Origin of the sequence: Rhodobacter sp., assembly GCA_020637515.1 — a bacterium.
In the GTDB taxonomy this organism is placed as follows: domain Bacteria; phylum Pseudomonadota; class Alphaproteobacteria; order Rhodobacterales; family Rhodobacteraceae; genus Pararhodobacter.
Genome location: JACKKG010000001.1, coordinates 115,428 through 129,988, shown reverse-complemented (window position 1 = coordinate 129,988; position 14,561 = coordinate 115,428). Strand labels below are relative to the sequence as shown.

Here is a 14,561-nt window from a genome sequence, read left to right as displayed (position 1 = left end):
ATGACGATGATCCGCGCGGCGGTTGCCGCGCTGGGCCTGGGCCTGGTGGCCGGCCCGGCCCTGGCACAGGGCTTTGCCCCGTCCAACCCCGAATGCATTGCCCCCGCCAACCCCGGCGGCGGCTGGGATTTCACCTGCCGCCAGGTCGGCCGCATGTTGCAGGAACTGGGCATGATCCAGGCCACGATGCAGGTGGCGAACCTGGCCGGCGGCGGCGGCGGCGTGGCGTATGCGCAGGTCGTGAACGAACGCGATTCCGACGACAACCTGATCGTCGCGGCCTCGTCGGCGACGGCGACCCGCTTGGCGCAGGGCGCATTCCCGGGCAACACGATGGACCAGGTGCGCTGGATCGCGTCCATCGGGGCCGATTACGGCGTGATCGCGGTGGCCGCCGACAGCCCGATCCAGACCCTGCCCGAACTGCTGACGCAGATGCGCGACCACCCCGAGACGATCGCCGTTGCGGGCGGTTCGGCGGTGGGTGGCTGGGACCACCTGAAGGTGCTGATCGCCGCCTCGGCCTTTGGCATCGATGACGTGCGCGCGGTCCGCTACATCGCCTTTGACGGCGGTGGCGAGGCGGTGACCCAGTTGCTGGCGGGATCGGTGCAGGCCTTCACCGGCGACCTCAGCGAAGCGCGCGGCTTCGTCGAATCGGGCGATATCCGGGTGATCGCGGTGCTGTCGCCGGAACGGCTGGACGGCGCGTTTGCCCAGTATCCCACCGCGCGCGAGCAGGGCGTGGACGCGATCGGCGCCAACTGGCGCGGGTTCTACGGTCCGGGCCACATGTCGGATGCCGCCTATGAGGGCTGGGTTCGGATGATCGGCGATCTCTATGCCTCGCCCGCGTGGCAAGAGGTCATGCTGGCGAACGGCCTGGCACCGCTGAACCTGCAAGGGGCCGAGTTCCAGGCGTTCGTGGCGGATTCGGTCGCGCAGATCCAGCGGATCTCGCGCGAGATCGGCATCATTCAGTAACGAGACACGATCCGGGCCGGGCGGCCCCACGCCGCCCGGTCCCGTCTTTCGAGGGGAGGGGATCATGAGCGACCGCATCTTCGGGGCCTTCGGCCTGGGGCTGGCCATCTTCTATGCCTGGGCGACCTTGCAGATACAGGAAAGCTTCCTGTCCGACACGGTCGGGCCAAAGGCGTTTCCGCTGATCGTCGCGGCGATCCTGGGGCTGGCGTCGCTGGTCATCCTGCTGCGCCCCGACAGCGCGCCGCAGTGGCCCGCGCCGGGCCGTCTGGCCGAGATCGCCGCCGCCGCCGTGGTGATGATCCTTTACGCCGAATTCCTGCCCAAGGTGGGGTTCGTCTTTGCGACGGCGCTGGCCGCCGCCTATCTCAGCTGGCGACTGGGCAGCACGGTCGTGCAGTCGGTGATCGCGGGGATCGGCATTTCGATCGGCATCTACGTCGTTTTCCACTTGTTGTTCGGTCTGTCGCTGGCGCGCGGCCCGTTCGGTTTCTGACGAGGCACCCGCCATGGACACCTTCAGTTCCCTTGCCGACGGGTTCGCCATCGCGCTGACCTGGCAGAACCTTCTCCTGGCCCTGCTGGGCTGTTTTCTGGGCACCATCATGGGCGCGCTTCCGGGCCTGGGCCCGTCGAACGGTGTCGCCATCCTGATCCCGCTGGCCTTCAGCCTGGGGCTGGGGCCGACCGCGTCCATGATCCTGCTGACCTCGGTCTACTATGGGGCGATGTATGGCGGGCGGATCAGTTCGATCCTGCTGAACATCCCCGGGGACGAACCGGCGATGATGACCTGCCTCGATGGGTATCCGATGGCGAAAAAGGGCCTGGCCGGCGAGGCCCTTTCGCTGTCGGGCGTGGCCTCGTTTGTCGGGGCCTTCATCGCCACCTGGGGCCTGATCCTGCTGGCGCCGCAACTGGTGCGCTTTGCGCTGCTGTTCGGCCCGGCCGAATACTTTGCCCTCTTTGCGCTGGCCTTTGCCACGCTGGGGGGCGTCGCCTCGACCAACCAGGCGAAATCGGCTTTCGCGGCGATGCTGGGCCTTGGGCTGTCGGTGATCGGCGTCGATACCCAGACCGGGGTGCCGCGCCTGACCTTCGGCGAGGTGCATCTCTACGACGGCATCGACTTTCTGGTGGCGATCGTCGGCCTGTTCGCGCTGTCCGAAGTGTTCATTTTCCTGGAGCACCGCCACGGCGCGGCCAGCGCGGACAACGCGAAGATCCGCATCGGTCGCATCACCCCGCCGGTGGCGATGCTCAAGCAGACCGCGCCGACCATGCTGCGCGCGTCGGTGGTCGGCTTTGTCGCGGGCGTGCTGCCGGGGGCGGGGGCCTCGTTGGGGTCGTTCCTGTCCTATGCGGTGGAAAAGAAGCTGGTCGATCGCAAGGGCACCTTTGGCACCGGCGATCCGCGCGGTGTCGCCGCGCCCGAGGCCGGCAACAACGCCGCCGCCGGCGGGGCGCTGGTGCCGATGCTGGCGCTGGGCGTGCCGGGATCGGGCACCACGGCTGTGCTGCTGGCTGTGCTGCTGTCGCTGAACATCACCCCCGGCCCGCTGCTGTTCGCGCAGAACCCCGATGTCGTCTGGGGCCTGATTGCGGCGCTGTTCATCGCCAACTTCGTGCTGCTGGCGCTGAACATCCCGATGGTCGGCCTGTTCACCCGGGTGCTGATGGTGCCGCCGCGCCTGCTGATGCCCTTTGTCGCGATGGTCAGCTTCGTCGGCATCTACGGCATTTCCGGGTCCAGCTTTGACCTGCTGCTGATGATCGGCTTCGGGCTGCTCGGCTGGGTGCTGCGCAAGCTCGACGTGCCGCTGGTGCCGATCATCCTGGGCACGCTGCTGGGCAACACGATGGAAAACAACCTGCGACGCGCGATCACCATTTCGAATGGCGACTGGGGAACGCTTCTCGGCTCGCCGCTGGCGATCGGGCTGTGGGCGGTGGCGGTGATCGGGTTCCTGCTGCCGATCGTCGTCGGCAAGGCGCTGCGTGCCAAAATGCGCCGCGATGCCGAGGGCGCGACCGTCGATTGAGGGCCCGGAACGGTCAGGCGGCGCGGCGGCGGTGGGTGGGTCCCGACCGCCGCGTCAATCGTCGAAGGGGGTCATCTGGGCGACGATGACCGCGTTCTCGTCCAGTGCGCGTTGCATCAGGGCGCGTTCCTCGGGGTCGATCTCGTCGCCCTGAGCCAGCCGTTCGTCCAGCGTGCCATACCCCGTGACATCCAGCGGCGCCAGATCGGCCTGCTTCAGGATCGCCACCGTCTCGCGCACCGCCTCGGCCTCGTCCACGCCCGAGGCATAGCACAACAGCCCCGCCCCGGTGCTGCCATCGGGCAGCCCGTCCCCCTCTTTTCGACCGACCTGGACCAGAAGGGTATAGACCTGTTGCCTACGCTTGGGTTTCTCGGTCATCGGGCACTCCTTGGGCGGTGATCGCGGCAGCCAGGTCCTGCGCCCAAAGGGTATAGAGCGGGGCGCCGGGATGAAAGCCATCGCCCGCCATCATCGCCGGGTCAAGCCGGGTTTCGTCAAACGGCAGGTGATGCAGCCCGGGACCCGAGGTCTGGGCAAGCACCCGGTCAAAGGCCCGCGCCTGCGCGCCCAGAACGTCGCGCAGCGGGCGCGGCAGCACGGGAAAGCGGTGCATCGGCGGCAGCCCCGCGCGCCAGTGCGCGCGCACCCCGAAGCGATCGCGCAACAGCGCGGCCAGTGCCGCCTGCCGGGCGCGGAACCGGCGCAGCGGCACCTGGTGGGTGACATCGTTCACCCCCAGCGCGGTGACGGCGATGTCGAAGCGTTCGGCGGGTCGCGCCCGCAGCCGGGACAGCGTGTCCGCGCTGGTGTCGCCGGTCTGAGCCTCGAGCCGCCAGGCCACGGTAAACCACGGCGCCAGCGCGGCGACCAATTGGCCCGACAGCGCCTGCTGCTGATGCGCCACGCCGACCCCGGCGGCGGAACTGTCCCCCGCGATCAGCAACCGCAGGACCGGCCCGCTGCCGGACAACCCGGCGCGCGGGCCCTCGGGCTCGGGCAGGACCAGCGCGCGCCGCCGCACCGCCACGGCCTGCGCCATCAGCGCCGGTGCAAGGATCAGTCGGACGGGCAGGCTGGCCAGCATCGCAGGGGGGCTTTCGGACGGGAAAAGGGGCCAGCCCGCCGGGCCGGCCCCCCAGATCGCGCGCGGCGCGGCAGGCGTCAGTCGCGCAGCAGTTCGTTGATCGAGGTCTTGGACCGGGTCTGCGCGTCCACCCGTTTCACGATCACCGCGCAATACAGGTTCACACCGTTCTTCGACGGCATCGAGCCTGCGACGACAACCGATCCCGCCGGGACCTCGCCATACATGACTTCGCCGGTCTCGCGATCGACGATCTTGGTCGATTTGCCGATGAACACGCCCATCCCCAGGACCGAGCCCTCGCGAATGATGCAGCCTTCGACCACTTCCGAGCGCGCCCCGATGAAACAGTTGTCCTCGATGATCGTGGGGCCGGCCTGCATCGGTTCCAGCACGCCGCCGATGCCGACGCCGCCCGACAGGTGCACGTTCTTGCCGATCTGCGCGCACGAACCGACGGTCGCCCAGGTATCGACCATGGTGCCCGAATCGACATAGGCGCCCAGGTTCACGAAGCTGGGCATCAGGACCACGCCGGGCGCGATATAGGCGGACTTGCGCACGATGCAGTTGGGCACGGCGCGAAAGCCGGCCTCTTGCCAGTCCTTCTTTTTCCAGTCGGCGAATTTCGAATCCACCTTGTCCCACCAGGTGCCGCCCTGCGGACCACCCTCGTGCTTTTCCATGTCCTTCAGGCGAAAGCCCAGCAGGACGGCCTTTTTCGCCCACTGGTTCACATGCCAGTCGCCGTTGTCCTGCCGTTCGGCCACGCGCAGCTTGCCGCTGTCCAGCGCATCGAGCGTTTCCTCGATCGCATGGCGGGCCTCGCCCCGGGTGTCGGGGGTGATCGTGTCGCGCTTGTCCCACGCGGCTTCGATGGCGGCTTCCAGCTTTGCTTTCGACATGGCGGTCTCTCCGATCGCAGAGGGGTGTTGCCCCGGGGCTATACTGCCTGTGTGACGGTCCGGCAACAGGTCAGGGGTCAGACCGGCTCGGGTGCGACATTCGCCCCGCACAACAGCACGGCCAGGGACTCGCCCGGCGCCGGGACATAGGCCCCGGCGATGAGCGCGGCCAGGGCGGTCGCCCCCGCCGGCTCCACCAGGACCCGGGCCTCGCGCCACAGGATGCGCTGTGCCTCGGCAATGGCGCTGTCAGGGACCAGAACGCTGGTCGTGCCGGTCTGCCGGGCCAGGTCCAGGCACAGGCCGCCGATCCGCCGGGCGCCCAGCGCGTTGGCGGCGATGCCCGAGACCTCGACATCGACGGGCCCGCCCGCCGCAAGCGCCGCATTCAACGCGCAGGAGGTTTCGGGTTCGACCGCGACGACGCGCCGGCGGCCGTTCAGCCAGGCCATCGACCCGCCCAGCAGGCCGCCGCCGCCGACCGCGATCAGCACCGTGTCCGCATCGAGGCCCTGGTCCTCCCATTCGCGCAGGCAGGTGCCCTGACCGGCCAGGGTGGCCACGGAATCATAGGCATGAACCTGCATTGCACCGGTTCGAGCCTCATGCGCGAGCGCGGCGTCGAGGGCGTCGGCATAGGCGCCGGGAACGACCGTCAGCGTGGCGCCCGTGCGTTCGATCAATGCGATCTTGGACGGGCCGGCGATTTCCGGGACGAAGATCTGCGCGGGGATGCCCAGCCGCGCTGCCGCATGGGCGACCGCCGCGCCGTGGTTCCCGCCCGAGGCCGCCACCACACCGCCCGCCGGCACCGGCCCCTGGATCAGCGCGTTGAAGGCACCGCGCGCCTTGAACGTGCCCGTGTGCTGCATGTGCTCGAGCTTGATCGCGACCGTGTGGCCCGCAAGCGTCAGTTCAGCGACCGGGGTGCGCCGGACATGCCCCGCGATCCGCTTTGCCGCCGCCTCGATCTCTGCCTGCCAGTTCATTCGTCCCCTCCTGTCGGCTGTGTGACTGGCCTCGCGCCCTCAGGAAGGATAGTCAAGGGGCCCGACCCTCGAAAGGAGCCGCCGCATGACCGACACCCGCACCCATGCCTTTCGCCACAGCCAGCAGGACATCGCCGCCGCGCGCAAGATCCCCGAGACGCCGCAGACCCTGTCGCCGACCTATCGGCTGGCCTTTGCGGACCCGGATTTCCTGTGTCAGGACGCTCTGCGCCCGGTGCGGCTGCAACTGGAATTGCTGAAGCCCGAAATGGCGATGAACGAGGCGGGCGTGACCTCGACCGTGGTGCTGTTCGGCGGCGCGCGCATTCCCGCGCCCGAACGCAAAGGGGCCGCGCGCACGCCGATGCTGGCCGACCTGTCGCGCTTTTATGACGAGGCCCGGCGGTTCGCGTGCCGCATCACCGAGATCTCGCTCGAGCGCGGCGGCAGCGAATGGGTGGTGACGACCGGCGGCGGCCCCGGCGTGATGGAGGCCGGCAACCGCGGCGCGGCCGAGGCCGGGGGCAAGTCGATCGGTCTGAACATCGTGTTGCCGCACGAACAGGCGCCGAACGCCTGGGTGACACCGGAACTCAGCTTCAACTTTCACTATTTTGCGCTGCGCAAGATGCATTTCCTGATGCGCGCCCGCGCCGTCGCGGTGTTTCCCGGCGGATTCGGCACCCTGGACGAGATGTTCGAAACGCTGACGTTGATTCAGACCGGGCGGATGCGGCGCATTCCGTTCATCCTGTTCGGCAAGGCGTTCTGGGAACGGGTGGTGGACTGGCAGATGCTGGCGGACGCGGGGACCATCTCGGACGAGGATCTGTCGCTGTTCCGCATCGTCGAAACGGCGGACGAGGCGCTGGAAGCCATTCTCAACTGGCCCGAGGGCTGATCCCCCCCTGGCGGCGCAATGGCAAGGACGGGGCCGCCGCGCCGCCGGGGGGCCGTGACGGGCGCGCCGTCGCCGCGCCATTCCCGGGCGTGCATCGGCCGGGCAAGGCGCGGGGCGCAGCCGCGTCGGCCGGGCGTGTAGGGGGACGACCGCGCGACGGCGGGCCGGGGGTGGGCCTCGACAATGGGCCGGCCGTGACCTCTGGGCACGGGCGCATCCCCGGCGACCGCCTGGGGCGCCGCCCCACCGCCCGGCAAGAGCGCGGTGGGCGCGGTTGTCGCCTCACCGCCCGGCAGGTGCGCGGTGGACGCGGATGACACCGCACCGCCCGGCGGGTGCGCGGTGGGCGAGGGTGCCGCCCAACCGCCCGGCAAGTGCGTGGCGGGCGCGGGTGCAGCCCAACCGCATGGCAGGAGCGCGGTGGGCGCGGTTGCCGCCTCACCGCACGGGCCGGTGCGCGGTGGGGCCTTGCCCAGCCGGATGGCCCCCCGCCTGGGCCACCAAATGCACCCCGGAAGCCGCCCCTCGGGCAGCCGCCCAGGCGGCCGTTCGGGGGCGATCCGCGCGATGGGCCACGCGACAGGTCACGGCCCGGGCGGTTGCCGCCCTGGCCACGGTTCCGGCGCATCGCGCGCGGGTCAGCCGAGGGTCGCGCGCAACGGAATGACCCCGCCCCGGGCGGGCTGGCTGCGACGGCCGCGTTCGGCGATCAGTTTCGACAGCGCGCCTTGCAGCCGGTCCAGTTGCAGGGGCTTGGTCAGGCAATCGTCGAACCCGGCCTGGAGATAGGCCTCGACCTGATGCGACATGGCGTTGGCGGTGAAGGCCAGAATCGGCAACGGCGGCACGGACGCCCTGGGCCCCGAGGCAGAGGCCCGGCGGGATTCGCGTTCGCGGATCTCGCGCAGCACGGTCACGCCGTCCACGTCGGGCATCGAGATGTCCAGGATCACCACATCGAACGCCTCGCGTTCATAGGCCGCCAGCGCCTCGGTCCCGTCCTGGGCGAGCACCGCGGCGATCCCCATCTGCCCCATCATGGCGCCCAGGATCATGCGGTTGGTGCGGTTGTCGTCGGCGGCCAGCACCCTCAGCCCGTGCAGATCCGCGGTGGACGCGCCCGGATCGGGCGGTGCGATGCGGATTTCCGGCAGATCCGTCCGGCCGACCGGCAGGTCGATCGTCACCCGGGTGCCCTGTCCCAGGCGGGTGTCCAGCGCGACGGTGCCGCCCATCATCTCGACCAGGCGGCGGACGATGGGCATTCCCAGCCCGGTGCCGCCGAAACGGCGCGCGATGGAACTGTCGGCCTGGCCGAATTCCTCGAACACCTGGGCAAGCTGGGCCTCGGTCATGCCGATGCCGGTGTCGCGGATCGACATGCCGATATGACCGGGGTCGCGGCAGTCGAGCTCGACCGTGACGGCGCCCGTTTCGGTGAATTTCAACGCGTTCGAGATGACGTTGTGCAGGATTTGCAGGATGCGGTGGGGATCGCCCAGCCGCGCGCCCTGGCCGTCGCCCTGCACGGTGACGGCAAAGGACAGCTGCTTTTCCGAGGCCTTGAGCGTGTGGACCGATTCCACGCGCTGGGCCAGATCGGCAGGGACAAAGGGCACGGCCTCGATCTCGAGCAGGTCGGCCTCGATCTTGGACATGTCCAGCAGGTCGTTGATGATGCTCAGCAACAAGGTGCCGGAATCGTGCATCACCTTGACCATGCGCCGTTGATCCGGATCGCTGACCAGACGTTCCAGCACCTCGGCCACGCCCAGAACGCCATTGAGCGGCGTGCGCATCTCGTGGCTCATCTTGGCCAGGAAGTTCGATTTCGCGGCGTTGGCGCGATGCGCTTCTTCCAGGGCTTCCTGCTTCTCGCGCTCGGCCGCGACCTGGTCGGTCACATCGAGCAGGGCATAGACAACCTGGGCCACGCCGCCGTCGCTGCCCAGCACGGGTGCGGCATGGACCGAACAATAGCGCAGGCCATCGGGGCAGGGCAGCGCGAAGCGTTCCTGCGGGGTCGGCTGGCCCGTGGCACGGGTGCGGTCGAAGGGCGTCTCGCCCGGGGCGTAGGGCGTGCCATCCTCGCGCGTATAGGCCCAGGTCGGGGAATCGTGGGCGGCGCCGATCATCTGTTCGCGCGTGGCGCCGATGATGGATTCCGCCGCGTCGTTGGCAAAGCGCACCACCCCGTCGGAATCCAGCACGATGATCCCCATCGCCGAGGTCGCCAGGATCGAGGCCAGGAAGGCGCGCTCCTCTGCCAGTTCGGCCTGCGCGGCGCGCACCGCGAGGTCCTTGTCGCGCCGGATCAGCACCGAACAGATGACGTCGGCGACGGATTGCAGCAGATAGACCTCGCCGGGCAGGAAGGCGTGCGTGTTGCGGACCCCGTCGAAGCCGACGAAGCCATAGGTCTGCCCCTCGGAGTGCATGGGAACCAGCAGGATCGAACGGATCGCCTGCGACTCCAGGATCTCGCGCGAGGGCGAGCCCTCCTCCAGTGCCGAGACGTCGGGCACATGGAACGGCTCGCACCGATCGAGCGCGTCGGCGATCGGGCCATAGAGCTCGATCGGAAGGCCCTGCAACTGGTCGATGGCCGGGTCGATCCCCTGGGCGCACCATTCATGCGTGTTGTTCGTCAGCAACCCGTCGTGGACAAAGACATACGAACGGTCGCGCACGCAGTATTCGCCCAGTCGCGAGATCGCGCGCTGCACCGACTGGTCGGTCTTGTCGATGGGCGCGCGCAGCAGATCGTTGAGGATATCGACCACCAGCGCCTGGATGCGTGTCAGGCGGGTCTCGTTGCTGATGTTGTCGTCGTTCATCCTGCCCACCCGTTCCGTCCGGCGCCGCGCGCGCCTTGCGGCGACCGCTTCGGTGTTCCTTACCCGTTTGCCCAAAACTCGTTAAGGAAGTGTTCCTGCCTGCAAGCCTGCGGTCGCATATCGGGTCTCAACCTGAACGTGCAGTTTGCCCCGCGTGCGGCGGCGCGTCAATTGCCGCCGTGCGGCCCCCGCGCTTGCCTGCGGGCCAGCGTTCCAGTAGCACCCTTGCAACCGCAGCCAAGGACCCCGCGATGCCCCTCGATCCCGCAGACCTGACCGCCCGCCTGATCCGCTGCCCGTCGGTGACGCCCGCCGAGGGCGGGGCCCTGACCCTGTTGCAGGCCGAGCTCGAAGCGGCGGGTTTCGACTGCACGCGCGTCGATCGCAACGGCACCGCCAACCTGTTCGCACGCTGGGGCGCAAAGGGGGCCAATCGCAGCTTCGGTTTCAACGGGCACACCGATGTCGTGCCGCCCGGCGATGCCGCCGACTGGCGCTTTGCGCCGTTCTCGGGCACGGTGGCCGAGGGGCGCATCTGGGGCCGGGGGGCCTGCGACATGAAATCGGGGGTCGCGGCCTTTGCCGCCGCCGCAGTGGATTTCGTGCGCGAAACGCCACCCGACGGCGCGGTGATCCTGGCCATCACCGGCGACGAGGAAGGCGACGCCACCGACGGCACGGTCGCATTGCTGGACTGGATGACCCGTCAGGGCGAGCGCATGACGCATTGTCTGGTGGGCGAGCCGACCTGCCCGTCGATCATGGGCGAGATGATGAAGAACGGGCGGCGCGGATCGATGACCGCGCGGATCACGGCGCAGGGGGTGCAGGGCCACAGCGCCTATCCGCACCGCGCGCGCAACCCCTTGCCGGCGCTGGTGACGCTGCTGGACCGCCTGGCGCGCCACGACCTGGACCAGGGAACGGCGCTGTTTGACCCGTCCACCCTGGCGCTGACGACGATCGACACGGGCAATACGGCCTCGAACGTGATCCCGGCCCAGGCGCGCGCGGCGCTGAACATCCGCTTCAACAACCTGCATAGCGGTGCCAGCCTGACCGCCTGGATCCATGCCGAAGCCGCCCGCGTGCAGGTCGAGACCGGGGTCGATATCGCCGTCTCGGTCAAGGTCTCGGGCGAGAGTTTCGTCACCGAGCCGGGCTGGTTCACCGACCTCGTCGCCGATGCGGTCGAGGCCGAATGCGACCACCGGCCGGTGCTGTCCACATCGGGGGGAACGTCGGATGCGCGCTTCATCAAGGATCACTGCCCGGTGGTGGAGTTCGGGCTGGTGGGCGCGACGATGCACAAGACCGACGAAATGGTCGAGGTCGCCCATGTGCACCAGCTCAAGGCCGTCTACCGGCGGATCCTGGAGCGCTATTTCGCCGCATGAGCCCGACCCGTCGGCGCGGCCTGCGGCGAGGAGGGGCGGCGGGCGTGGGCATCGAGCCCCCGCCCGCCGCCGCGCCTGCGCGCGAGTCCCCCCCTCTTGCGCTGGCGCGCGTGAGGGGGCCTTGCCCCCTCGGCCTGACGGCCTCACCCCCAGGATATTTTTGGCACAAAGAAGGGGCGGGCCGATTCAGACTTTGTCAACCTTGTTGGTGTCCAGTTGTGGAACGGAACAGGCTGGGAAGCCGATGGCCGTGCGCGAAGAAGGCGGCGTGTTCCTGATCGGGGCACGCCGTTTCGCCCTTCTTTGTGCCCCAAATATCCTGCGGGGGTGAATTCGCGCAGCGAAGAGGGGGCGCAAAGCCCCCTGCGCGCGGCGCGTCAGCGCCGCGCCCGGTCGCCCGAGGGCTGCGGCCTGGAAGGCTGCCGGCCGAGGGCGAAACCCCTCCCTCAGACCATCATTTCCTTGGTCGCGGTCAACCTGACGCCCGGGTGGTCGCGCTGGATGCGGTCGATGTCCCACTGCAAGCGGGTCAGATAGACCATGTCGCCATCGTGATCCGTCGCGATGTGGCCCTTGTTGGCGTTGACCACCGCCTCGACCGCGGCCTTGTCGCCGGCGATCCAGCGCGCCGAGGTGAATTGCGAGCCCTCGAAGCGCACCGGCAGGCCGTATTCCAGTTCGATCCGCGAGGCCAGCACCTCGAATTGCAAAGCGCCGACCACGCCGACGATGAAGCCCGAGCCGATCATCGGCTTGAACACCTTGGCCGCGCCTTCCTCGGCGAATTGCATGAGCGCCTTTTCCAGGTGCTTGGCTTTCATCGGGTCGCCGGCGCGCACAGATTGCAGCAGTTCCGGGGCGAAGCTGGGGATGCCCGTGAATTTCAGCATCTCGCCTTCGGTGAGCGTGTCGCCGATCCTGAGTTGTCCATGGTTCGGGATGCCGATGATATCGCCGGCCCAGGCCTCTTCCGTCAATTCGCGGTCGGCGGCCAGGAACAGCACCGGGTTCGTCACCGCCATCGGCTTTCCGGCCCGCACATGGGTGAGCTTCATGCCGCGCAGGAAATGCCCGCTGGCCAGTCGCACGAAGGCCACGCGGTCGCGGTGCTTGGGGTCCATGTTGGCCTGCACCTTGAACACGAAGCCCGTGACCTTGTCCTCGTCGGCCGAGACCTGGCGCCTGTCGGTCTTCAGGGGTTGCGGGGGCGGGCCGAATTCGGCCATGCCCCGCATCAGTTCGCGCACCCCGAACGAGTTGATCGCCGATCCGAACCAGATCGGCGTCATCGAGCCGTTCAGCACCTGCTCGCCGTCGAAGGCGGGCAGCAGCGCGCGCGCCATTTCCAGCTCTTCCTTGAGCGTGTCCAGCATGGCCGCCGGAATGTGCTGCGCCAGTTTCGGGTCGTCCAGCCCCTGGATCTCGATGCTTTCACCCACCTTGTTGCGATCGGCGCGGTCCATCAGTTCCAGCCGATCGTGCAAGATGTCGTAGCAGCCCAGGAAATCGCGGCCCTGGCCGATGGGCCAGCTTGCGGGGGTCACGTCGATCGCCAGGTTTTCCTGAATTTCGTCGATGATCTCGAACGTATCGCGGGCCTCGCGGTCCATCTTGTTGCAGAAGGTCAGGATCGGCAGGTCGCGCAGGCGGCAGACCTCGAACAGTTTCTGCGTCTGGCTTTCCACGCCCTTTGCGCCGTCGATCACCATGATGGCGGCGTCCACGGCGGTCAGCGTGCGATAGGTGTCTTCCGAGAAATCCGAGTGACCGGGCGTGTCCACCAGATTGAAGCGGAATCGGTCGAAATCGAAGGACATGGCCGAGGCCGAGACCGAGATGCCGCGGTCCTTTTCCATCTGCATGAAGTCCGAGCGCGTGCGCCGGGCCTCGCCCTTGGCACGGACTTGCCCGGCCATCTGGATCGCGCCCCCGAACAGCAGGAACTTTTCGGTCAACGTGGTCTTGCCCGCGTCGGGGTGCGAGATGATCGCAAAGGTCCGGCGACGGGCGATTTCGGGCGGAAGGGTGGGGCGGTTGTCCAGCATGGCGCGCGGATAGCCCAAAGCGCGCAGGCTGTCCACTGGCGCGCGCGGCTCAGACCCGCTCGCCCGGGTGCCGGCCCAGGTCCACCGGGCGCGGGGGCGGGGGCGACATCATGCGCAGCGGCATGACGCAGACGCTGGCCCGGTCGTGGCACGACGGGACCGAGGCCAGGGCCATCGACCCAGGCAGCGACAGGGCGAACAGAAGGGCGAGGGCAAGCAGGGCGCGGGTCATGGCGGGGTCCGATCGCAGTTTGTGCATCGCAGTGACCATGGGTCGCGTCCCGTGAAGAAAGGGTTCAATCCTGACCTCACGACTTAGTGTGCGGACCGGCGAACGCAAGGCGGGGGTGGGGAAATCCGCCCAAACATGCGAAACGGGCCGGGCGCCCGCAACCACGAGGCCCGGCCCGAAGACCCTGGGTATGGGGCGCCGCCGCGCCGGTCAGTTCAACGCGGCGACGCGGGGAAAGCTGGTTTCCTCGACGCAGACGCGGTTGCGGCCCGAATTCTTGGCGGCATAGAGCTGCGCGTCGGCCCGGTCGGTCCAGTCCTCGACATCCAGCATGGCATGGGTCGCTTCGACCACGCCGAAACTGGCGGTCACGGACAACTGGTCATAGCCGGGAATGGCGGCGCGTTCGATGGCACGGCGCACGCGCTCGGCGACATCCGTGGCGGTCGCGGCATCGGCGTTGGCCACCATGATCGCGAATTCCTCGCCGCCGATGCGGCCAAAGCTGTCCTCGACCCTGAGTTCGCGCAGCACGGTGCGCGCCACGGTCTTCAGCACCGCATCGCCGGCCGGGTGCCCCAGCGTGTCGTTGATGCGCTTGAAGTGGTCCAGATCGAAGAACACCAGCGACGCCTTGTTGCCGGCCCGGGCGCGGGCGGCAAAGGTCTTGCGCAGGGAATCGGTGAAGGCACGGCGCGTCATTGCGCCGGTCAGCACGTCGCGGCTGGCCTCGGACCACAGGTCCACCTGATCGACGACCAGTTTGGCGAAGCCTTCCAGCAACTGGCAGTCGTGGTCCGTGAACGTGCGGTCGCAGGTGTCTAGGATGCGCAGCGCGCCGATCACCGCGTCCTCCTTGATGAGGGGGATTTCCAGGAACGCGCGGTAGACGCCGCCTTCGGCGGTGGCGTGCGATCCATGCAGGGCGACCGCGACGGCGGGCACCTGAAAGACCGATTTGATCAGGTTCGTGACCGCGTCGAACTGGGCAGGCGCAGGCAGAACGGCCTGGATCGGGGTGTGGAACATATCGAGGGCCTCGGCCGCGGGCTGGACGATCAGGCTTTCACTCTGGAAGTCGGCGCGGGCATTCATGACAGGGTGTCCTGTGGATTGGATGATCCTGTTCTGGCGCCCGATTG

The 14,561-nt window shown here is 68.5% G+C and carries 13 protein-coding genes; 5 read left to right on the top strand and 8 right to left on the bottom strand.

Annotation, left to right across the window (positions count from 1 at the left end; genetic code table 11):
- The 3 genes from H6900_00635 to H6900_00625 all read left to right on the top strand — a co-directional run bounded on the left by H6900_00635 (position 1) and on the right by H6900_00625 (position 3,026).
- The gene (locus H6900_00635; protein MCC0071772.1) at positions 1–984 is read left to right on the top strand and encodes a tripartite tricarboxylate transporter substrate binding protein; all 984 of its coding nucleotides are present in this window, start codon (positions 1–3) and stop codon (positions 982–984) included.
- Between the two features lie 64 nt (positions 985–1,048).
- Positions 1,049–1,480 carry a tripartite tricarboxylate transporter TctB family protein gene (locus tag H6900_00630; GenBank protein ID MCC0071771.1) on the top strand — a complete coding sequence of 144 codons (432 nt, stop codon included), beginning with the start codon at positions 1,049–1,051 and terminating at the stop codon, positions 1,478–1,480.
- Between the two features lie 13 nt (positions 1,481–1,493).
- Entirely contained in the window at positions 1,494–3,026 is a 1,533-nt protein-coding gene (locus H6900_00625; GenBank protein MCC0071770.1) for a tripartite tricarboxylate transporter permease, read from the top strand.
- A gap of 54 nt (positions 3,027–3,080) precedes the next feature.
- Here H6900_00625 and H6900_00620 read toward each other — a convergent pair whose 3' ends face one another.
- From H6900_00620 to H6900_00605, 4 genes are all read right to left on the bottom strand, one after another.
- On the bottom strand, positions 3,081–3,407 hold the full coding sequence (locus H6900_00620; protein ID MCC0071769.1) for a hypothetical protein: 327 nt from the start codon (positions 3,405–3,407) through the stop codon (positions 3,081–3,083).
- Positions 3,385–4,113: an SGNH/GDSL hydrolase family protein gene (locus H6900_00615; GenBank protein MCC0071768.1), complete on the bottom strand. Its 729-nt coding sequence runs from the start codon at positions 4,111–4,113 to the stop codon at positions 3,385–3,387. Before H6900_00615 ends, H6900_00620 begins: the two co-directional genes overlap by 23 nt.
- Positions 4,114–4,190: 77 nt before the next feature.
- On the bottom strand, positions 4,191–5,018 hold the full coding sequence (gene dapD, locus H6900_00610; GenBank protein MCC0071767.1) for a 2,3,4,5-tetrahydropyridine-2,6-dicarboxylate N-succinyltransferase: 828 nt from the start codon (positions 5,016–5,018) through the stop codon (positions 4,191–4,193).
- Positions 5,019–5,095: 77 nt separating this feature from the next.
- The gene (locus H6900_00605; GenBank protein MCC0071766.1) at positions 5,096–6,007 is read right to left on the bottom strand and encodes a threonine/serine dehydratase; all 912 of its coding nucleotides are present in this window, start codon (positions 6,005–6,007) and stop codon (positions 5,096–5,098) included.
- Positions 6,008–6,092: 85 nt separating this feature from the next.
- On the opposite strand from H6900_00605, the gene H6900_00600 reads away from it, so the two are divergent.
- Positions 6,093–6,908: an LOG family protein gene (locus H6900_00600; protein ID MCC0071765.1), complete on the top strand. Its 816-nt coding sequence runs from the start codon at positions 6,093–6,095 to the stop codon at positions 6,906–6,908.
- A 638-nt stretch (positions 6,909–7,546) separates the two neighbouring features.
- On the opposite strand, the gene H6900_00595 is transcribed toward H6900_00600, so the two are convergent.
- A complete protein-coding gene (locus H6900_00595; protein ID MCC0071764.1) occupies positions 7,547–9,745 on the bottom strand; it encodes a response regulator in 2,199 nt (732 codons plus the stop codon).
- Between the two features lie 251 nt (positions 9,746–9,996).
- Between H6900_00595 and dapE the strand changes: the two genes are divergently transcribed.
- Positions 9,997–11,142, top strand: a complete 1,146-nt coding sequence (gene dapE / locus H6900_00590) for a succinyl-diaminopimelate desuccinylase (GenBank protein ID MCC0071763.1) — start codon at positions 9,997–9,999, stop codon at positions 11,140–11,142.
- 446 nt (positions 11,143–11,588) lie between these two features.
- Here dapE and H6900_00585 read toward each other — a convergent pair whose 3' ends face one another.
- The 3 genes from H6900_00585 to H6900_00575 form a co-directional block, all read right to left on the bottom strand.
- Entirely contained in the window at positions 11,589–13,187 is a 1,599-nt protein-coding gene (locus tag H6900_00585; GenBank protein MCC0071762.1) for a peptide chain release factor 3, read from the bottom strand.
- 49 nt (positions 13,188–13,236) lie between these two features.
- On the bottom strand, positions 13,237–13,419 hold the full coding sequence (locus H6900_00580; protein MCC0071761.1) for a hypothetical protein: 183 nt from the start codon (positions 13,417–13,419) through the stop codon (positions 13,237–13,239).
- Between the two features lie 210 nt (positions 13,420–13,629).
- On the bottom strand, positions 13,630–14,514 hold the full coding sequence (locus H6900_00575) for a sensor domain-containing diguanylate cyclase (GenBank protein ID MCC0071760.1): 885 nt from the start codon (positions 14,512–14,514) through the stop codon (positions 13,630–13,632).
- Positions 14,515–14,561: the final 47 nt, after the last annotated feature.

Bases quoted from the DNA above. Each gene is read 5' to 3' on its own strand.
- H6900_00635 (MCC0071772.1), top strand. From the start codon at position 1: ATGACGATGATCCGCGCGGCGGTTGCCGCGCTGGGCCTGGGCCTGGTG.
- H6900_00630 (MCC0071771.1), top strand. From the start codon at position 1,049: ATGAGCGACCGCATCTTCGGGGCCTTCGGCCTGGGGCTGGCCATCTTC.
- H6900_00625 (MCC0071770.1), top strand. From the start codon at position 1,494: ATGGACACCTTCAGTTCCCTTGCCGACGGGTTCGCCATCGCGCTGACC.
- H6900_00620 (MCC0071769.1), bottom strand. From the start codon at position 3,407: ATGACCGAGAAACCCAAGCGTAGGCAACAGGTCTATACCCTTCTGGTC.
- H6900_00615 (MCC0071768.1), bottom strand. From the start codon at position 4,113: ATGCTGGCCAGCCTGCCCGTCCGACTGATCCTTGCACCGGCGCTGATG.
- dapD (MCC0071767.1), bottom strand. From the start codon at position 5,018: ATGTCGAAAGCAAAGCTGGAAGCCGCCATCGAAGCCGCGTGGGACAAG.
- H6900_00605 (MCC0071766.1), bottom strand. From the start codon at position 6,007: ATGAACTGGCAGGCAGAGATCGAGGCGGCGGCAAAGCGGATCGCGGGG.
- H6900_00600 (MCC0071765.1), top strand. From the start codon at position 6,093: ATGACCGACACCCGCACCCATGCCTTTCGCCACAGCCAGCAGGACATC.
- H6900_00595 (MCC0071764.1), bottom strand. From the start codon at position 9,745: ATGAACGACGACAACATCAGCAACGAGACCCGCCTGACACGCATCCAG.
- dapE (MCC0071763.1), top strand. From the start codon at position 9,997: ATGCCCCTCGATCCCGCAGACCTGACCGCCCGCCTGATCCGCTGCCCG.
- H6900_00585 (MCC0071762.1), bottom strand. From the start codon at position 13,187: ATGCTGGACAACCGCCCCACCCTTCCGCCCGAAATCGCCCGTCGCCGG.
- H6900_00580 (MCC0071761.1), bottom strand. From the start codon at position 13,419: ATGACCCGCGCCCTGCTTGCCCTCGCCCTTCTGTTCGCCCTGTCGCTG.
- H6900_00575 (MCC0071760.1), bottom strand. From the start codon at position 14,514: ATGAATGCCCGCGCCGACTTCCAGAGTGAAAGCCTGATCGTCCAGCCC.